Annotated in this window: 17 protein-coding genes; 12 read left to right on the forward strand and 5 right to left on the reverse strand. The window is 59.3% G+C overall.

Features of this window, described 5'->3' with window-relative positions; genetic code table 11:
• Positions 1–64: 64 nt before the first annotated feature.
• The 5 genes from C8D82_RS04760 to C8D82_RS04780 all read right to left on the reverse strand — a co-directional run bounded on the left by C8D82_RS04760 (position 65) and on the right by C8D82_RS04780 (position 5,070).
• Positions 65–784, reverse strand: a complete 720-nt coding sequence (locus C8D82_RS04760) for a 16S rRNA (uracil(1498)-N(3))-methyltransferase (RefSeq protein ID WP_116883132.1) — start codon at positions 782–784, stop codon at positions 65–67.
• A gap of 352 nt (positions 785–1,136) precedes the next feature.
• The gene (locus tag C8D82_RS04765; RefSeq protein ID WP_116883133.1) at positions 1,137–2,708 is read right to left on the reverse strand and encodes a glucose-6-phosphate isomerase; all 1,572 of its coding nucleotides are present in this window, start codon (positions 2,706–2,708) and stop codon (positions 1,137–1,139) included.
• A 29-nt stretch (positions 2,709–2,737) separates the two neighbouring features.
• Positions 2,738–4,054 (reverse strand): hypothetical protein, encoded by a 1,317-nt coding sequence (locus C8D82_RS04770; RefSeq protein WP_116883134.1) that lies wholly within the window; start codon positions 4,052–4,054, stop codon positions 2,738–2,740.
• 6 nt (positions 4,055–4,060) lie between these two features.
• Complete coding sequence (locus tag C8D82_RS04775) at positions 4,061–4,525, reverse strand: NanQ anomerase/TabA/YiaL family protein (protein WP_116883135.1); 465 nt, start codon at positions 4,523–4,525, stop codon at positions 4,061–4,063.
• Between the two features lie 17 nt (positions 4,526–4,542).
• The gene (locus tag C8D82_RS04780; protein WP_116883136.1) at positions 4,543–5,070 is read right to left on the reverse strand and encodes a DUF2059 domain-containing protein; all 528 of its coding nucleotides are present in this window, start codon (positions 5,068–5,070) and stop codon (positions 4,543–4,545) included.
• Positions 5,071–5,367: 297 nt separating this feature from the next.
• Between C8D82_RS04780 and C8D82_RS04785 the strand changes: the two genes are divergently transcribed.
• The 12 genes from C8D82_RS04785 (at position 5,368) to accB (ending at position 18,513) form a co-directional block, all read left to right on the forward strand.
• On the forward strand, positions 5,368–5,973 hold the full coding sequence (locus C8D82_RS04785; RefSeq protein WP_165832831.1) for a V-type ATP synthase subunit E family protein: 606 nt from the start codon (positions 5,368–5,370) through the stop codon (positions 5,971–5,973).
• Positions 5,974–6,002: 29 nt separating this feature from the next.
• Positions 6,003–6,587, forward strand: a complete 585-nt coding sequence (locus C8D82_RS04790) for a DUF2764 family protein (protein ID WP_116883138.1) — start codon at positions 6,003–6,005, stop codon at positions 6,585–6,587.
• Between the two features lie 3 nt (positions 6,588–6,590).
• Entirely contained in the window at positions 6,591–8,333 is a 1,743-nt protein-coding gene (locus C8D82_RS04795) for a V-type ATP synthase subunit A (protein WP_116883139.1), read from the forward strand.
• Positions 8,326–9,624, forward strand: a complete 1,299-nt coding sequence (locus tag C8D82_RS04800) for a V-type ATP synthase subunit B (RefSeq protein ID WP_116883140.1) — start codon at positions 8,326–8,328, stop codon at positions 9,622–9,624. The genes C8D82_RS04795 and C8D82_RS04800 overlap by 8 nt, the downstream gene beginning before the upstream one ends.
• A 17-nt stretch (positions 9,625–9,641) precedes the next feature.
• Positions 9,642–10,253 (forward strand): V-type ATP synthase subunit D, encoded by a 612-nt coding sequence (locus tag C8D82_RS04805; protein WP_116883141.1) that lies wholly within the window; start codon positions 9,642–9,644, stop codon positions 10,251–10,253.
• 280 nt (positions 10,254–10,533) lie between these two features.
• On the forward strand, positions 10,534–11,163 hold the full coding sequence (locus C8D82_RS04810) for a class I SAM-dependent methyltransferase (RefSeq protein ID WP_116883142.1): 630 nt from the start codon (positions 10,534–10,536) through the stop codon (positions 11,161–11,163).
• Positions 11,160–13,187, forward strand: coding sequence for an LTA synthase family protein (locus C8D82_RS04815; RefSeq protein WP_116883143.1), 2,028 nt, complete (start codon positions 11,160–11,162; stop codon positions 13,185–13,187). Before C8D82_RS04810 ends, C8D82_RS04815 begins: the two co-directional genes overlap by 4 nt.
• A 223-nt stretch (positions 13,188–13,410) precedes the next feature.
• Complete coding sequence (locus C8D82_RS04820) at positions 13,411–14,004, forward strand: HAD-IA family hydrolase (protein WP_116883144.1); 594 nt, start codon at positions 13,411–13,413, stop codon at positions 14,002–14,004.
• An 87-nt stretch (positions 14,005–14,091) separates the two neighbouring features.
• Entirely contained in the window at positions 14,092–16,725 is a 2,634-nt protein-coding gene (locus C8D82_RS04825) for an FtsK/SpoIIIE family DNA translocase (protein ID WP_116883145.1), read from the forward strand.
• Between the two features lie 32 nt (positions 16,726–16,757).
• The gene (locus C8D82_RS04830) at positions 16,758–17,453 is read left to right on the forward strand and encodes a helix-turn-helix domain-containing protein (protein ID WP_165832832.1); all 696 of its coding nucleotides are present in this window, start codon (positions 16,758–16,760) and stop codon (positions 17,451–17,453) included.
• 93 nt (positions 17,454–17,546) lie between these two features.
• Positions 17,547–17,999, forward strand: coding sequence for a type II 3-dehydroquinate dehydratase (gene aroQ / locus C8D82_RS04835; RefSeq protein ID WP_116883147.1), 453 nt, complete (start codon positions 17,547–17,549; stop codon positions 17,997–17,999).
• Positions 18,000–18,051: 52 nt separating this feature from the next.
• Positions 18,052–18,513 (forward strand): acetyl-CoA carboxylase biotin carboxyl carrier protein, encoded by a 462-nt coding sequence (gene accB / locus C8D82_RS04840; RefSeq protein WP_116883148.1) that lies wholly within the window; start codon positions 18,052–18,054, stop codon positions 18,511–18,513.
• Positions 18,514–18,516 lie beyond the last annotated feature (3 nt).

The following is an 18,516-nucleotide window of genomic DNA, read 5'->3' on the forward strand; positions in this document are numbered from 1 at the left end:
GATAATATACCCGAACTTTCCCAAAATGCAAGTATATCTTCGCCGCCTTTTACGGAGCCGCCGATCAGCGCGGCTGCGCGGTCAGCGTTGCAAGCAGCGCTGGCACCGCGACTTCGGTGCGCAGCGTGCGGCGGCCGAGCGTGACCGGCGTGACGCCGTGACGGGCCAGCAGATCAATTTCATAACCGGTGAAGCCGCCCTCAGGACCGATCACCAGCGCGGCCGGCCCGCGGCTCCCGACCGGAATCGGCTCCGTCGCAGCGGGATGCCCCGCATAGGCCGGACGCCCGGCGAGAATACCGGGAAGCTCATCCTCCACGAACGGCTTGAACCGGTTGCGGAATTCGATCCGGGGCATCGCCGTGTCGCCGGCCTGTTCCAGCGCGAGACGGCAGGTTTCATCCAGCGAAGCGGTTTCGAGGTTGGGGCTGGACCAGTAGCTTTTGTCCACTTTCCAGCAGGCGATGAACCAGAACTCCTTCACTCCCATCGTGACGGCGGCGTGCAGCACCTTCTGGAAAGTCTTGGGGCGCGGCAGCGCCGCGATCAGCGTGACCGGCGACGGTTCCGGCGGAGGCACCGTCAAGTCGGGACGCAGTGTCGCGGCATCCGCGCCGATCTCCAGCAGCTCGGCAGTCCCGGTCAGGCCGTTCAGCATTCCCGCCTTGCAGAACTTGCCCGGTTCGGCCTTGATCACCTCCAGCAACTGCCGGTGGCGGCGTCCGGCGATCCGGACGAGGCCGGGTGCGATATAGTCGCTTTCGTCTAACAACAGGAGATTCATTTCGGACTTTCCGTGGTTATGTCAAAAAGAAAGGGGAAACTTGCCGCTTACGGCAAGCGGGTCTGCTTGCCCTGACGGACAGCAGACCTCCGTGGGCTCACGGCCTGATTTTCAATCAGGCACCTGAGCTGGGCGTTTCGCCCACGGAATGTCTCCGACGGGCAAGGCGCTTCGCCCTTGCAACCCGACCGGCGACGTGCCGGTGCGGTAAACCGTCCATAGAATAGACTTATAGATAATAACCCCGTTTTAGAGATTTTTGCACAGCAAAAATCTCTAAAACGTACCCGGCGCCGGCACCTTGCCGGTCTGGGGTCCCGGGGGCGAAGCGCCCCGGGCCGCCGGAGGCAGGTTACTTGACGGTATAGTACCAGGCGTTCGCCATCGTGCAGAATTCACGAGTCACGTGCGGGCAGTTCGCCGCGGCCTTGTCGAGCAGCCCGCCGATTTCGACGGCCTGATCGGGTTCGCCGACCTTGGCCGCAATCTCCTCGGCGGTGCCGGAAACGCCTTTCAGCTCGGCGATCTTCTTCATCAGCGTTTCGCGCAGCGTCAGGATGCCCTTCGCCGCCAGCTTGTAGGCCTGCACGCCGGGCTGGTGGAACGCGTTGATGTTGATGAATTCAGCGTAAACCGCGACCGCGCGCTCGTAGAGGGCGATCACCATGCCGAGAGTGCGCTCGTTGACCTCCGGGATGCGGATCGTGATGATCTGGCGCCCCTTGCCGCGCAGCGCGGCGCTGAGTCCTTCAAGGAAGCCGTGCAGGTAGTTGCCCATCGTATTGGCGTCGGTGATCGGCAGGCGTTTCGCATCCTTCATCACTTCAATGAAAGTCGCAAAGAAGTCGTCGCGGCCATCGTTGAGCTGCTGGATAAAGGCGTGGGCGTCAGTGCCGCCCTTGTTGCCGAAGACGTTCAGCCCCTGATGGACCTCCTTGCCGTCGAGGTCGAGCGCCTTGCCGAGGCTCTCCATCACCAGCTGCTGCATATAACGCGACAGCAGGATCAGCCGGTCGGAGTAAGGCACGATCACCATATTGCGGTCGCCCCTGCCGTTGCCGGCGATATACCACATCGCGGCGAGCATCATCGCCGGATTCTTACGCGGATCGGCGGTGCGGGTCCACTCGTCCATTTTACAGGCGCCTTCGAGGAACGCCTTGAAGTCCACCCCGGTCAGCGCGGCGGGAAGATGGCCGACGATGCTGGTTTCGCTGGTGCGCCCGCCGATGGATTCGGCCATTTCGAAAACCGCGAGGAAGCCGGTTTCATGGGCGTGTTTGTCAAGTTCGCTGCCTTTCATCGTGATCGCGGCGGCGTGCTTCGCGAAGGAGAGTCCCTTTTCGGCGTAGAACTTCTCCATGGAGATCATGTTGTTCTTGGTCTCCTGGGTGCCGCCGGATTTGGAGATCACCAGATGCAGCGTGGCCGCCGGATCCATCACTTCAAGCAGGTCGGCGAATTCGGCCGAATCGGTGTTGTCGAGGAAGTAAATCTTCAAATAGCCGTTGCGCTGCGCGTCGGATTTCTCGTTCCAGTAGGGGCCGTTGATCGCGAACTGCATCAGCTGCGGGCCGAGCGCGGAGCCGCCGATGCCGTTGACCACGACCGCGTCGAACTTCCTGCCGGTTTCGCCGGTGATTTTACCGGTGCGGACCTTTTCGGCAAACTCCTCGACGGAGGCGAAAAGCGCGCTTTTCGGATACTCGATGCGGTCGGAAAAGTGGGTGACCTTGCGGTTTTCATCCGGGTTCTTGACCGCTCCGGCTTCAAGGCGGGCCATTTCTCTGGCGGCGCGCTCGAATTTCGGCGCGAGCTTGTCGAGGTCGGCGTCGGTGAATTTCATCCCGGCGAAAGCGATGGAGAAGTTGTCGGCCGCGTCGACCAGCGTATAGGCGCGGTTGCGTTCGATCCAGTTGTTCATACTGATTGTACTCCGTTTGATGTGGGTTGTTATTCCAAGGCGCGCAGCCGTTCCTTGAGGAGGCGTTTGATATACTCCTCGCCGTAGAGCGCACGCATGAGTTCGATATTGAATTCGTAGAAAAGCTCCGCGTCCGGCCGGGTGATCAGCTCGCCGAACGAAAGCTCCATGATGGTCTTGCGCTTGATCCTGTCCTGTTCGTACATCGACAGATAGCGGATCAGGCTGCGCGGGGAAAGCTCGGTGAACTTCTTCTGCCCGAAATCCTCGGTGTAATCCGCCGCGATCACCGAGACCAGGTTGGCGCGGGGCTGCTTAAGCCCGAAAGTCCCCTGCAGGAACTCCTCGATCATCTCGGTGCAGCGGACTTCGTCGAACACCGGGAACGTGACCTTGCGCCCGCGCGACAGGATGTTGGCCGGAAATTCATAGTTCGCCGCCAGCACCGGCATCACATTCGGCGGCAGCGTGAACGCCCCGCCGACATAGGTGCGGAAGCTGTACCAGTCAGTGTGGCGCGGGTCGATATCGTCGAAAAACAGCACGAATTTGTGGTCCGGCCGCGCCGCCAGCGGCGTGACCAGCTCGAGCCACCCTTTTTCCAGCGCCTCCGGGTCGGGCAGGATCAGCACCAGCTCCGGCTCCGCCAGCGCGAAGGAGACGGTCAGACTGGTCTTGCCGTAACCGGGCAGGCTGTTGACCAGCAGCGGCAGATTGGTTTTGCCGGCGGCGAATTTGCGGAAGTGGTCCTGAAACGCGGTGCGCATGCCGAGGTAACCGAAAAAACGCTCCACCGGCTTGGCCGAAGTCACCTCCGACTGGATGAACTTCCCGCCGAGATAGCGGAAGGTCCGGCAGCGGCGGAACCGGTCGCAGGCCAGCAGCTGAGCCGCAAACTCCCGCTCCGGCAGGTCGCTCCGGACTCCCCGGAACAGCTCCAGCGCGGCGGGAAACACCCGGCGGCGCTCCGCCTCCGGCAGCTGCTCCGTCAGCGCGGCAATCCCGGCGAGCAGCTCCAGCCCGAGCCGGAGCAGGAACGCGGTGTTTTCGCTCCACTCCTCCCGTTCCAGATCAGCGGGCAGCACCTTGTGGTCGATCAGGAGGTCGAACAGCCTGCCCGCCAACTGCGCATCGACCGGAGCGTCCCCGGCCTCGCGCTGAATCGCATTGAGATAGTCGGCGACGGCGGCGCGGCCGGAGACCGGCTTCTCCGACGCCGCCAGAAAAGCGCCGCGCAGACGCTCCAGCAGCGGATCTTCAGGCAGCGCCATCGCTCCGTTCCGGCCGGGACGGGCGAACAGCAGCTCCAGAGCCCTCAATCCGTTATGAACCGCGGCGTTTTCCATGGCCGATCACGCCTCCAGCAGCGAACGGTGGATTTTGACCACCATCTTGACCACCCGGTCCGCCGGATCGCCGACGCCGGGCTGGTGTCCTTCTTCCGGCAGGAACAGCGCGAAATAGCCGGGCGCCAGCGGCAGCGGCACCGAGCCCTCCTTGCCGGAACGGAAAAACGCGATGTCCGGCGTGTAGGCTTCGGTCGCTTCAAGGCCGTCGACCGTGCGCCACCAGATGGTTTCCGCACCCTCCAGCAACAGCTGGATATCGACGAACTCACGGTGGTTTTCCAGTTTATCGGCATTGAATTCGTGGAGGTTGTAGCCCTGAATCATCGCATAGACTTTATCGCCGTCGATCTCGTAACGGCCGGCGGGCGTCTCCGGCGTGCAGCCGGCGATGAACGTTGCAAGTTTCTTCCAGACCTCCGGGGAGAGCTTCGCATAGGAGGCGAAACGGTTCATGGAATCGAAAATCATGATGAATGATCCTGAAATTACTTCTGATCAACCTGTTTCTTCTGAAGCTCCGCCGCGCGCTTCTGAACCAGTTCGCCGACCTTTTTATTCATATTCATCGCCATCTGCTGGATGGAAGACATCATCTGCTGCTGCAGCATCGGGGTCTTATCCAGAAAATTCTGTCCGGCCGGGCTTTTGAAGAAGGTGGTCAGGTCCTTGAGTTCCTGCTCCGAAAAGGTGGTCGCATAAGCCTCGACGACGATGGGCTTGAGTTTATTCCAGCTCATCTCCTCCTCGACGATATTCATCACTTCATCCATCATCTTCTTCTGTTCGGCCTGCTGATCCGCCGTCAGCTTGACGCCGTTCTGCTCAAGCATCTGCGGCAGCATCTTCTGCTGCATGTTGCGCATCATCTGGAACGCATTCTTCATCTGCTGCTCCTGCCGCATAATGGTCAGCAGCTCGCCGGCGAGCTTGGAGCGCTCCGCGCTGACCGCTTCCGCCGCGAACATCGAAACGGCCATCACCGTCATCATCATGATTGCCAGAATTTTTTTCATGCTGCTCTCTTCTCCCTACTGAATGGAATGAATTGTGTTCCACCGGAACCGCCGGGAACGGAATGCTCCCGGCGAGCCTACGGTTTATGGTTCATACTGTAGCCTTTCAAGGCCGGAAAGTCAATCCCGGCGGCGGGAATCCAACGTGAAAAAGGGGTGGTTTTCTTCGCCGGCGGAAAGAAAAAGGCGCATTCCCCCGATCCGGCATTTGAAAAAAAACCGTTTTGGATTTACATTACCGGATGAATTAATATCTATAGGGAAATAACCGAACCACTGAAACCGCGAGGGATGAACATGTCCGAAGAACTTCAGAACCTGCTCGATAAATTCCATGAGGTGGGTGTCAAGAAAACCGAAGCGGAGTGCGCCGAGCTCGTCGCCGCCGCACGCAAGGAGGCACAGGCGATCAGGGATCAGGCCAAAGCCGATGCCGCCGCGGCCGTGAAAGCCGCCGAAGAACAGGCTGCCGCTCTCGAAGCGCGCGCCGAAAGCGCGATCCGCCAGGCCGCCCGCGACATCATTCTGGAACTTCAGGGAGAACTGACCCGCCGCATCACCCGCGCCGTTTCCGGCGCCGCCGACCAGGCGCTTTCGCCGGAATTCATGGCGTCGCTGATCCGCGAACTCGCCGCGAAATTCGCCGCCGACCCGAATGCGTCGGTTTCGATCCTGACGACCGTCAAAGACGCGCCGGCGCTGGAAAAGGCGCTGCAGGGTGCGCTGCTCAACAGCTTCCGCACCGCCCCGAAGGTGCTCGGCGATCCCGAAATCAAGGGCGGCTGCGAAGTCAGCTTCAAGGACGGGCAGGTCTATTTCGACTTCACCGGCGAAGCGGTGACCGAGCTGGTGGCGGATTTCATCGGCCCGCGGCTCGCGAAGCTGCTTGAAGGCGACAGGTAAGTTCAGGATTTTAACGAAACGGCATTGAGATGTTTTATTACTTTTGCGCTTCGCTGCCGAGCCTGACGCCCGGCAAAAGCCCGAAAATGAGCGTCGCCGACTTCGACGGGCTGGCGCGCGAGCAGGTCTCGCCGGCCGAATTCGAGTTGCTCCGGCAGTGTTCGCTCACCGTCGGCCGCGATCCCGGCGAAAGCGCGGGCAAGCCGCCGGTGCTGGCGGAAATGATCCGTTTCGAGCAGTATCTGCGCACCCGGATCGCCCAGCGCCGCTCCGTCAAGGAGGATGACAAGGCCGCCGCGCTGCCCGATCCGGCGGAATATTTCAGCGAAGTCGATCTCGGGGTCGCACAGGCCGCCGCGGCAGCCGATCCGGCGGAACGTGAAAAGCTGATCGACCGGATCCGCTGGCGCCGCCTCGACGACCTCGAAGTGGGCCATGAATTCGATTTCGAACAGCTCTGCATCTACCGCATGCGGCTGTCCATCCTCGACAAATACCGCAGCCGCAACGCCGACGCCGGGCGGGAGATCTTCAACGCGGCGGTCGACCGCATCTCCTCCGAAGCGCCGGCGCCGGAACAGCAAACACATACATCCATGAGTCAGGGAGCTTAAATAATGCCAGAGGTCAAGAGTACGCAGAAAGTTGTCGGCGTGAACGGCAACATGATGACCGTCGAATTCACCGACCGGGTCATGCAGAACGAAGTCGCCTTTGCGAAAGTCGGCGACACCAGATTGAAATGCGAAGTGATCCGCGTCCGGGGCAACCGCGCGGACTTGCAGGTGTTCGAGAGCACCAACGGCCTGAAGGTGGGCGACGAAGTGGAATTCACCGACGAGCTGTTGAGCGTGGAGCTCGGTCCGGGGCTGCTCAAGCAGGTCTATGACGGATTGCAGAACCCGCTGAATCTGCTGGCCGAACAATCCGGCTTCTTCCTGAAGCGCGGCCTTTATCTGCGCGCGCTCGACCGCGATGTGAAATGGGCGTTCACGCCGATTGCGAAACCCGGCGACAAGGTCCGCCCCGGCGACCGGATCGGCCATGTGCCGGAGGGGATCATCAAGCACTACATCATGGTTCCGCTGGCGTGGAAGGGCGAGTGGACGCTGCAGACGGTCGCCGCCCCCGGCGAATACACCATCGACGAGGTGATGGCGGTCGCGGTGAACGACCAGGGCGAAAGCCGCAGGATCACGATGACCCAGTTCTGGCCGGTCAAGATTCCGATCACCGATTACTCCGAAAAACTGCTGCCGGAGCGGACCATGATCACCCAGCAGCGCACCATCGACACCTTCTTCCCGGTCGCGGTCGGCGGTACCTTCTGCACCCCCGGTCCGTTCGGAGCGGGCAAGACGGTGCTGCAGCACGCGATCAGCCGCTACGCCGAAGCCGACGTGGTGATCATCGCGGCGTGCGGCGAGCGCGCCGGTGAAGTGGTGGAAATCCTGCGCGAGTTTCCCGAACTGGAAGACCCGAAAACCGGCCAGCCGCTGATCAACCGCTCGATCATCATCTGCAATACCAGTTCGATGCCGGTGGCCGCGCGCGAAGCGTCGGTATATACCGCTGTGACACTGGCCGAATACTACCGCCAGATGGGGCTTAACACACTGCTGCTGGCCGACTCCACCTCCCGCTGGGCGCAGGCGCTGCGCGAAATGTCCGGCCGCCTGGAGGAGATCCCCGGCGAGGAGGCGTTCCCCGCCTACCTCGAATCGCTGATCGCGAGCTTCTACGAGCGGGCCGGACTGGTCCGGCTGCGCACCGGCGAGGAAGGCTCCGTGACCATCGGCGGCGCGGTCTCCCCCGCCGGCGGCAACTTCGAAGAGCCGGTCACGCAGGCGACGCTGAAGGTGGTCGGAGCGTTCCTCGGGCTCTCCCGCGAGCGTTCCGACGCCCGCCGCTACCCGGCGATCCATCCGCTGGACAGCTGGAGCAAATACCGGAGCGTGGTCGACCGCAAGGAGCTGGATTATGCGCGCGGCATCCTGCGGCAGGGCTCCGAAGTCAACCAGATGATGAAGGTGATCGGCGAAGAGGGCACCAGCCTCGACGACTTCGTGGTCTACCTCAAGAGCGAATTTCTCGACTACGTCTATCTGCAGCAGAACACCTTCGACGCCGTCGACGGCGCGACGGGAGCCGAACGCCAGAGATATATGTTTGACCGGATCAGCAAGGTGCTGGAAGGAAGCTTCACGCTTCCCGACAAGGACACCGCCCGCCGCTACTTCCTCGAACTGCGCCAGATGTTCATGGATTTGAACTATCTGCCGATGGATTCCGAGGAGTTCAAGCGCCAGGAGGCCGGAATCGAAGCCAAAATCGCGGAACGGAGCAGTGCAAATGCGTAAAGTCTATCACAAAATCATCCATATCGCCGGCAACGTGATCACGGTCGAGGCCGACGACGTCTCCTACAATGAACTGGCGGAGGTCACCAGCGCCCGCGGCGTCTCGCTCGCTCAGGTGATCCGGCTGGCGGACGGCAAGGTTTCGCTGCAGGTCTTCGCGGGAAGCCGCGGCATCAGCACCGGCGACCAGGTCCGCTTCCTCGGCCGCCCGATGCAGGTTTCCAGCTCGGACGCGCTGCTCGGGCGCGTGTTCTCCGGCCGCGGCACGCCCCGCGACGGCCGCCCGGAAGTAGTCTCCGACCTGGTCGAAATCGGCGGTCCTTCGGTGAACCCGGCCAAGCGCGTGATTCCGCGCAACATGATCCGCACCAACATCCCGATGATCGACGTGTTCAACACGCTGGTCGAGTCGCAGAAGCTGCCGATCTTCTCGATCGCGGGCGAACCTTACAACGAACTGCTGGCCCGCATCGCGCTGCAGGCCGAGGTCGACATCATCATCCTCGGCGGCATGGGCATCAAGCACGACGACTACCTGACCATGAAGCGCACCCTCGACGAACACGGCGCGCTGTCGCGCACGGTGATGTTCGTGCACACCGCCGCCGACCCGGTCGTGGAGTGTCTGATGGTGCCGGATATGTCGTTGGCGGTCGCCGAAGCCTATGCGCTCAAGGGCAAGCGGGTGCTCTGTCTGCTGACCGACATGACCAACTTCGCGGACGCGCTCAAGGAGATCGCGATCACGATGGAACAGATTCCGGCGACCCGCGGTTATCCGGGCGACCTGTACAGCCAGCTGGCCAGCCGCTATGAAAAGGCGGTGGACTTCGACGGCGCAGGTTCAATCACGATTCTGGCGGTGACCACGATGCCGGGCGACGATGTGACCCACCCGGTGCCGGACAATACCGGCTACATCACCGAGGGGCAGTTCTATCTGCGCAACGGGCGCATCGAACCCTTCGGTTCGCTGTCGCGGTTGAAGCAGCAGGTGAACGGCAAGACCCGCTCCGACCACCGCGCGATCATGGACTCGATGATCCGGATGTATTCGGACTACCGCAGCACGCTGGAAAAGCAGTCGATGGGCTTCCAGATGAGCGCGTGGGACAGCAAGCTGCTGAAATACGGCAAGCTCTTTGAAAAGCATATGATGGACCTGTCGGTGAACATTCCCTTGGAAGAGGCGCTCGACCTCGGCTGGAAGATTCTCGCCGACTGCTTCGACCGCAACGAAGTCGGCATCAAGACCGACCTCGTCGATCAGTACTGGCCGAAGAAAAACTGAACGGACGGTGATGCGGCATGGCTAAGATCAAGTTCACCAAAACCGAGCTGAAAAAGCAGCAGGACGCGCAAAAGCAGTTCAAGCGTTTCCTGCCGACGCTGCAGCTCAAGAAGCAGCAGCTCCAGATGGAGGTCCGCCAGAGCACCGAAATGCTCAACGCAAACCTCGCCGCCCAGCGCGAACTGGTCGAACGCATGACCGGGCTGCTGGAGCTGTTCGGCGACGCCGGCGCGGCGGCCTTCATCGCCGACCATGTGAAAGTGAAGTCCGTGCGCAAAGGCAGCTCGAACATCGCCGGCATCACGATCCCGACTTTCGAATCGGTGGAGTTCGAGAACATCCCGTGGGATATCTTCGACACCGACTGGTACGTGGACGATGCGATTCAGGCGTTGCGCGACGCGGTGTCGCTGAAGGAGGCGTACAAGGTTCTGGAAGTGCAGCATCGGCTGCTCTCCGCCGAACTGCGCACCACCAGCCAGCGGGTGAACCTGTTCGAAAAGGTGAAGATCCCGGAGTGCCGCGAGAACATCCGCCGCATCCGGATCATGCTCGGCGACCTCGACACCAGCGCGGTGGCGCGCTGCAAGATCGCAAAACGCAAATCCGCCGAAGCCGCCTCGTTCTGAGCCGGATCAAATCTATTTTTCACGCAGTCTAATCAAATAGACTGCGTTTTTTATTCCGTGAACGTAAAAATATTTCAATATTTTCAGTATTTCTCCTTGACATTTTCCATAAAATAAATATAATTAATGAGAGTGATTTTAGCTTATCATTTGGCTTTAGCACTTTGTATGACAGTTCCTTTGTATTTTATCGGCCGTCCAAAACTTAAGTGCTTTGAACGGCTGATTTTTTCCTGTAAAATCAAGCAATACTATCAAATCAGTCAAAAGGCGGGAAACCATGGTGCGGACAGAGCAGAACTGGGAAAATTCATTTCATTTTTTCTGGCGTTTCATTCACAATCCGTTGAAAATCGGCGCATTACGCCCTTCTTCCGCTCAATTATGCCGCGCGACCGTCAAAGCAATAGAACCGGAAAAATGCCGATGCGTCGTGGAATTGGGCCCCGGCACCGGAGTCATTACACAATACTTACTGAACTCCATTGATCCGCAAAGTCGTTTTCTGGCAGTTGAAATTGATCCGGTTTTTCACGAAAATCTACAGAAACGTTTTCCGGGAACCGCGATCCACCGGGGCGACGCGGAAGATTTGGGAAAATGGTTACAGCCCCAGAAAAGCGGGTTGGCTGACGCCGTGGTTTCCGGCCTGCCCTGGACCTTGTTTACAGAAAGTCAATGCCGTTCAATCCTCGCTGAAATTGCATCCTGTATGCAGCCCGATGGTATATTCGTCACACTGTGTTACTGGCATGCCCAGTGGCTGCCGAGCGGCTTGAGGCTGAAAAAATTGCTGAAGGACTATTTTGACGCCGTGGAGATGACGGATACCGTCTGGACCAACGTACCGCCGATTTTCCTGTTCCGCTGTTCCGGACGACGGCTGACTCCGAAAAAAGAAAAAAGATGAAAAGTTGGCTGACAAAAGTCGACGGGATATGGCAGCTGCTGCTGACGCTCTTCGTCTTCGGCATATTCAGCTTGATGTCATCATGTCTGCGTCCTTCCTATTGGGATATTACGCCGTACCGCCTGCTGGGAGCGCTGGGAATGGGACTATGCGTGTATGGTTTATATCTTTCCCCGTTGAAACAAGGATTTCGGATTTGCGTGACGATGTCGCTGTTTTTTTTATTGCTTCTGGTGGAATTGGCGGAATTCTGTTGCTACTGGGCCACGGGAAATGAAATCTCCGTCGAAGTGCTTTGCAATGTCAATTTCACCAATCTCGGTATGGGAATTATTCTTTATCCGTGGGAAATCGTCGGTGGAATGTTCGTCTGGTTCGCCATGATTGCCGCGTTTTTCTTTGTATTCCGGCGAAAACCGAAAGGAGCCGTGCCCAAGGCGACGTGGTTGTTGTTGCTGCTGTTGGGAGGCGGGCTGACGGCAAGTTGTTCCTCGCTGCCCAAATTGGGCCGCCTGTATCCGAATCTCTGCCGTTTTGGAAAAATCAGGAATTTCGATTTGCAGTTCTATCGCAATTGCGGCATCAAGCTGGGTAACGTCACTCGGGAACAGGTCGTCGCCACGCCAGGTAAAAACCTGGTTTTTATTTACATGGAAAGTTTTGAACGCACCTATCTGGATGAGAAACTCTTCCCCGGAGCGGCTCCGAACCTCCAGGCCTTACGGCAACAGGCGCTGAATTTCGACTGTATTTCAAATGCCTGGAATGCCAACCTCTCTTTCGGCGGGATGTATGCTTCCTTCACCGGCAGCGTATTGACACCGCGTCATCTGCCGGCCGGCCTGAACAGCGGCATTAATATGGGGTTCGGTTCCCGCATGGCCTCTTTTCCATGGATTCTGCATCAGGCAGGTTATCGTCAAATGTTCATCCTGGGGCCGGAAGTGGAATTCGCAGGAGTAAACGTCCTGCTGGAACGCGAAGGATTTGATGAAATGATTTCCTGCGGAACCCGGGGAGAATCTCCCCGGCATTGGGGGTGCTATGACCGGGAGCTTTTCGAATATGCCTTCGACAAGTATCGGCAACTGATTGCCGGGAAACAGCCTTTTCATCTTATGCTTTTCACGATCGACACGCATGCGCCGAATGGTTTTGTCGATCCGGAATCCATTCCGTTTGAACAGGGGACAGGCCAACCGGATCTTCTGAAGGCAATTCATAAAACTGATTATGAAGTCAGCCGCTTCATCCGCCGCCTCCAAGAAACTCCGGGATGGGAAAATACCTGCGTAATTCTGGCTTCCGATCATCTGGCTCCACCGAATACCCTGACCGACCGCCTGGAGAAAAGTCCCCGCAGATACCACCTTAACATGGTATTGAATTCAGGAAAAACCGGCGTTGTAACCACACCGGGTAAAACATTTGACATTGCTCCCACGGTATTGGAACTTCTGCAAGTTCGCCATAATTATCTCTTTCCGATCGGAGAAAGTCTGCTTGGCCAGCCGGATCCCCGCCGTCTGGCGGAACACGAAGACTTTAAGAACGCAATCGATTCCTATACCATGATGCGCAGTGATATCGCGATATCAGACCATCCGACAATCGCCGTGCAAACCCGGCCTCTTCTGGGAATTTCCGTGGATGGTATGCTGTTGCCGCTGTTCGTCGGAAACGGGATACAGCGACTGCCGGCCCCAAATGAATGTATATGGATCACAATTTCTCCAAACAAAAAGCAGATCAGTCACCAGCTCATCACGAATGGAGCGGATATGCTGGCAAGCGTCAGACAGAAAAAATCATACGATATCCACATCGTTCTGTGCCACAAAAGCGAATTGCAGAAAACGGAAAAAACGACGGAAAAAACAATGTGGCTTCTCGGCGTCGGGCAAATGAAAAATTGGAATTGGACAAGCGGAGACCGACCGGAACAATTGAGCGTCAACTGGAATAACGGAACCTCCCCCAATTGGTTCGGCCGAAAAAAACACGAATTGCGGCAGGAACCGTGATCCTGCAAATGGCGGAACTCAGAGATAACCAGCCGCGCGCAAGATTGCGGCCGTGGGGAGCAAAACACATCTTCCAGCCAGCTCTTCCAATTTTCAAAGGTGCCCGTAAATCATAAAAAGTGAACCGGGTCCCTTTCCCCCATGGCGCGAAATGGAGAAATGCGACTGGCGTTTTCAAGAAAAACGTGATAAAGTATCCAATGTCAATACGGAGGGAAACAGGATGGACCGGAAAGTGATTGCGCTGGATATCGGACAGGTTTGCGTGCAGGTGCGCGGCGAACTCTGCTTTGCAAAGCTGGGCTACCGTTCGGCGGCGGAAGTGCCGCGGGAACTGTTCGTGCTGAATGACGAGATGGAAAAGGGACGGCTCACCGCGGACGAGTATTTTGAAAGATTCCGGGAACTGACCGGATCGGAGCTGGACAAGGAGGCGATGCTTGAAGCGTTCTGCTCGATCATCGCCGCACCGGTGCCGGGTATGAGCGAACTGGTTGCCCGACTGCCGGGACACGGGATCCGGCCGGTCTTTTTCTCCAACACCTCCTGCCTCCATCTGGAACGGGTACGGCAAATTTTCGCCGGGGCCGCCGCCGTCCCCGAGGGCGTATACAGCTTCGAAGTCGGCGCGATGAAGCCGGAATCGGCGATCTACGAAGCATTCGAGCAGCGGTACGGCCGTCCCGCGCTCTACGTGGACGACCGTCCCGACCTGATCGCCGCCGCCCGTGAGCGCGGCTGGGAAGCCCACTGTTTCAACGGCGCGGCGGATCTCGAAAAAACCCTGCGAAACCGGCTGCTTGTTCATTGCAATTGAAAGCGTGCCGCATTATATTACTATTTGAGAAAATTCCTGTCTTTGAATTCAATAAAACGGCAATCTTTAAACGGGTAGTGGCGATCGATGGCGAATGAGGCGGTCATCCGGGAGAAAACGGACTCCGGCTTCCGGGTACGGTATATTTTTTATTTTGCGCTGGTGCTGCTGGCGTTTCTGGCGATCGTCTCCTATTCGCCGGCGGACGCGGCATCGGTAACCGGCGGCGTGGATGCTCCACCGGCCAACTGGATCGGCAACCTCGGCGCGCACCTCGGCTACTGGCTGTTCAATCTTTTCGGGCTGGCCACTTACGTACTGCTGGTGCTGACCCTGCTGCGGACGGTGCGGACCCTGCTGCCCGGCCGGGGAAGGCCGTGGATGTTCCTGATGGGCGAAGCGCTGCTGCTGCTGGGCGTGATGCTGCTCTTCGCCCTCTCTCCGAATCCCTTCGTGTACCTGACCGACAAGCTCGGCATCGGACGCACCGGCATGCCCGAGCTGGCGCTCTCCGGCGGCACCATCGGCCAGGTGCTGGCCGCTCCCGCCGTCGAGGATCTGGGCGTTTCGGAAGGAATCCTGCGCAATCTGATCGGCGCGGTCGGCACCACCATTTTCGGCTGGGCGCTGCTGACCGGCGGCCTGGTGGTGATCTATTTTTCGGATTGGCACGCGCTGTTCCGCGACTACGTATTCAGCGGAGCGGTCCGCCCGGAAGCCGTTCCGGCTCAGGAACAGGCGGTACAGGCCGTCAATCCGGCGGAATACCGTTCCGCGGCCCCGGTCCCCGGCGGTCTTTTCGGCAGCGCCCGCGCCGCGCTGGAGGCGTTGCGCGCCAAGCACATGCATCAACCGGTGGCGGAACCGCCCCCGCCGGTGCCGCCTGTGATCGAGGAGCCGGAACTGGTTCCGATTCCGGAAGCCCCGGAGATTCCGGCCATGCCTGCGGCGCCGCGCCCCGTCCCTGCTCCCGCTCCCATTTCGGAGCCGCCTCCGCCCGTGGCGCCCGTCGCATCGGCGGCCGCTCCCGAGCCTCCGCCCGTGCCGGTTGCCCCGGCAGTTTCCCCGGTTGCCGCGCCGCCTCCTGCGTCGACGCCGGCGCCGGTTCCGGCTCCGCCTGCATTCGAACCGCCTCCGCCGGCACGCACTCCCACGATGAACGTTCAGGTCGCGGAACGCGGCGAAAAGGCGAGCGCCGTCCACGCCGCCGAATATGTGCTGCCGCCGATTTCGATGTTGAGCAAAGGGAACGACTCCAACGAACAGGACACCACTGAAATCGAACGGCTTCAGCTGATTCTGCAGCGCACCCTCGACAGCTTCAAGGTGCCGGGCGTGGTCACCGATTATATCGCCGGTCCGCGCATCATCCGCTTTGAAATTTCGCTGGATGAAGGAGTCAACGTGAAAAAGGTCGAGCAGATCGCCGACAATATCGCGATGAACCTCTCCGCCAAAAGCGTCCGCGTGCTCGCGCCGATTCCGGGGCGCAACGTGGTCGGCATCGAGGTGCCGAAAAGCCGCTCCGAAGCGGTTTTCATGCGTTCTCTGATGGAAACCGACGCCTGGCACAACACCAAATCCGGCATCCCGATCGTGCTCGGCAAGGATGTCGCGGGCAATCCGGTGATCCTCGACCTCGCCAAAGCGCCGCACCTGCTGATCGCGGGCGCGACCGGTTCCGGCAAGTCGGTCTGCATGAATACGCTGATTTCCAGTCTGCTTTTCCGCTTCAGCCCGGATGAGCTGCGGCTGATCATGGTCGACCCCAAAATCGTGGAATTTGAAGATTACAAGCGGCTGCCGCACCTGATCACCCCGGTGATCAACGATTCGCGCAAGGTGCCGATCGCCCTGCGCTGGGCAGTCACCGAGATGGAAAACCGCTACAAAATCCTCGCTCGCGCCGGTGTGAAGAAGCTGGCCGAATATAACAGCCGCCCCGCTTCGCCGGAGCCGATTCTGGACCAGGAGGGCAAGCCGATCCCGGACAAGATGCCGATCCTGATCGTGATCATCGACGAGCTGGCCGAACTGATGATGACCGACGCCCGCAAGGACTCCGAAACCTACATCGCCCGCATCGCCCAGCTGGGCCGTGCTGCCGGCGTCCATATCGTGGTCGCGACCCAGCGCCCCTCGACCCAGATCGTGACCGGCGTGATCAAGGCGAACCTGCCGACCCGCATCGCATTCCGTGTCGGCCAGATGATCGACAGCCGCGTGATCCTCGACCAGAACGGCGCGGAAAAATTGCTCGGCATGGGCGACATGCTCTTCCTCGCGCCGGGCGGGATGGAACTCGAACGCGTGCAGGGCGCGCTGGTGGCGGATGCGGACATCAAACAGGTGGTCAAATTCGTCTCCGACCAGCGTGCGCAGAGCTTCAACAGCCAGGTGGTTGCGGAGGAAGAGGAGGTCGACGGGGAGGACGATCCGAACCTGACCGACTACGACGACCAGGATTACTCGGACATCGCGCCGCTGATCCGGAAATACGTGCAGCCGGGCGACGACGACAACATCAAAAAGGCGCTGGAAGTGGTGGTCCTCGACCGCAAGGTCAGCACCAGCTATCTGCAGCGCCGGCTGAAGATCGGCTACAACCGCGCGGCGGAGATCATCGACATTCTGGAGGAGCGCGGCATTGTCGGCCCGCCTTCCGGCAGCGGCAACAAACGTGAAATCCTGATCTTCGACGGCATGGAGATCAACGAATAACATCATCCCAACTCAGCAGGATGCCTACAGATATGGAAAATCAGGAAAAAGATACGCTCGGGCTGTTCGGCAACGAAGAAAGACACCCGGAGCCGGAAGGGGAACTGACCGGGGGACGTGAACTCGCGCCCGCCGGAATCGAGGAGATCCGCGAGGTCCCGCCGGATCCCCATGCCGCCGCGGAACCCGCTCCGGGACTGCGTCCGCAATTCAGTGACGTGGCAGGGGAGGAGTCGTTCGGGCAGTATCTGAAAGCGCTCCGGCTGCGGAATAACTTCACCATCGATGAGATCGCGGAGGAGACCAAGATCCGCCCCGACTACCTGACCGCACTGGAAGCCGAAGACTTCGGCAGTCTGCCGCAACCGGTATATGTGCTCGGTTATGTGCGCAAACTCTGCACGCTCTACCATGTGGATGCGAAGCGGGCGGACGAGATCACCTGCGGGCTCCGGGCACTGCTGGAATATGAGATTCCGGAAGATATCTCCAAATCCGTGATCGACCATGAGATCAGCGAGGAAAACGAGCGCAAGATTCGCCAGCTGATCCTCATCATGGTCGCGGCGGTGGTGCTGGTCGTGCTGGTGCTGGTCGCCGGCGGCGTGCTGTTGCTGGCCGGTCTGCGCGGAGCTTCGCATCCGGCGGACAGCGCAACAGCCTTCAACGAATCGCGGCTGATCGAGTTGCAGGGAACTCCGAAAGTCGATATCACGGAACTGAAATAATTTACAGTAACCGTTCCTGTTTTCTGCTTTAGCACAGCAGAGTTTCCTATTGGAATTGGACAAAACGGCGACGGCGTGCTATAGTATTGGGTTATGAAAATATTATTGATAAATGGGCCGAATCTGCAGTTGCTGGGAGTGCGTGAGCCGGGAATCTACGGCGCCGATACGCTTCCTGCCATTGTCGCACATCTTCGCGAAACGGCTGCGGAACTCGGATGCGAGCTGATCGATTTTCAATCCAACCACGAGGGGGACATTATTGATCTCATCGGGTCGGCGAAGGAAAAAGGCGTTGACGGCATTGTGATGAATCCGGCCGCCTATACCCATACTTCGGTCGCGATCCGCGATGCGCTGGCGGCGGTGGCGTTGCCGGCGGTCGAAGTGCATCTCAGCAACATTCACGCACGCGAAGAGTTCCGCAGCCATTCGCTGACCGCGCCGAAATGTATCGGCGTGGTAGCCGGGTTCGGTGCGGACTCCTATGAATGGGCGCTCCGTGCGCTCGTCGCACACCTGAACCGGAAACCGGTTTTGGTTTGAACCGAATCAACGGATTATCAGACAGTAATAACACAAAAGAGAGTTCCTCACCATGAAAATTGAAGAAATCAAAACGATAGTCAAACTGATGAGCGATCATGACCTGACGGAGTTCAAGATTGAAGCGGAGGCCTACAATCTGTGCATCCGCCGCGGCTGCGGAACCCCCGTGGTCGCCGCCGTTGCGGCTCCGGTCGCCGCTCCGGTTGCGGCTCCCGCAGTTCCCGCCGCTGCTGCTCCGGCTGCTCCGGCTGCGGCTCCCGCCGCCCCCGCCGCTCCGGTCAAGACCATCGATGCGCCGCTGGTCGGAACTTTCTACCGCGCCGCCTCCCCGGAAGCCGAATCCTTCGTGAAAGTCGGCGACACCGTGGCCGAAGACAGCGTGATCGGCATCATCGAAGCGATGAAAGTGATGAATGAGATCAAGGCTGAAAAATCCGGTGTGATCAAAGAGATTCTGGTGGAAAACGGCCAGCCGGTCGAGTATGGCCAGCCGCTGCTGGTGATCGAGTAAATT

The organism is Victivallis vadensis (genome assembly GCF_003096415.1).
GTDB classification, from domain to species: Bacteria; Verrucomicrobiota; Lentisphaeria; order Victivallales; family Victivallaceae; genus Victivallis; species Victivallis vadensis.

Bases quoted from the DNA above. Each gene is read 5' to 3' on its own strand.
- C8D82_RS04785 (WP_165832831.1), top strand. From the start codon at position 5,368: ATGTCCGAAGAACTTCAGAACCTGCTCGATAAATTCCATGAGGTGGGT.
- C8D82_RS04800 (WP_116883140.1), top strand. From the start codon at position 8,326: ATGCGTAAAGTCTATCACAAAATCATCCATATCGCCGGCAACGTGATC.
- C8D82_RS04775 (WP_116883135.1), bottom strand. From the start codon at position 4,525: ATGATTTTCGATTCCATGAACCGTTTCGCCTCCTATGCGAAGCTCTCC.
- C8D82_RS04795 (WP_116883139.1), top strand. From the start codon at position 6,591: ATGCCAGAGGTCAAGAGTACGCAGAAAGTTGTCGGCGTGAACGGCAAC.
- C8D82_RS04810 (WP_116883142.1), top strand. From the start codon at position 10,534: ATGGTGCGGACAGAGCAGAACTGGGAAAATTCATTTCATTTTTTCTGG.
- C8D82_RS04765 (WP_116883133.1), bottom strand. From the start codon at position 2,708: ATGAACAACTGGATCGAACGCAACCGCGCCTATACGCTGGTCGACGCG.
- C8D82_RS04760 (WP_116883132.1), bottom strand. From the start codon at position 784: ATGAATCTCCTGTTGTTAGACGAAAGCGACTATATCGCACCCGGCCTC.
- C8D82_RS04780 (WP_116883136.1), bottom strand. From the start codon at position 5,070: ATGAAAAAAATTCTGGCAATCATGATGATGACGGTGATGGCCGTTTCG.
- C8D82_RS04825 (WP_116883145.1), top strand. From the start codon at position 14,092: ATGGCGAATGAGGCGGTCATCCGGGAGAAAACGGACTCCGGCTTCCGG.
- C8D82_RS04815 (WP_116883143.1), top strand. From the start codon at position 11,160: ATGAAAAGTTGGCTGACAAAAGTCGACGGGATATGGCAGCTGCTGCTG.
- C8D82_RS04805 (WP_116883141.1), top strand. From the start codon at position 9,642: ATGGCTAAGATCAAGTTCACCAAAACCGAGCTGAAAAAGCAGCAGGAC.
- C8D82_RS04770 (WP_116883134.1), bottom strand. From the start codon at position 4,054: ATGGAAAACGCCGCGGTTCATAACGGATTGAGGGCTCTGGAGCTGCTG.
- C8D82_RS04820 (WP_116883144.1), top strand. From the start codon at position 13,411: ATGGACCGGAAAGTGATTGCGCTGGATATCGGACAGGTTTGCGTGCAG.
- aroQ (WP_116883147.1), top strand. From the start codon at position 17,547: ATGAAAATATTATTGATAAATGGGCCGAATCTGCAGTTGCTGGGAGTG.
- C8D82_RS04790 (WP_116883138.1), top strand. From the start codon at position 6,003: ATGTTTTATTACTTTTGCGCTTCGCTGCCGAGCCTGACGCCCGGCAAA.
- C8D82_RS04830 (WP_165832832.1), top strand. From the start codon at position 16,758: ATGGAAAATCAGGAAAAAGATACGCTCGGGCTGTTCGGCAACGAAGAA.
- accB (WP_116883148.1), top strand. From the start codon at position 18,052: ATGAAAATTGAAGAAATCAAAACGATAGTCAAACTGATGAGCGATCAT.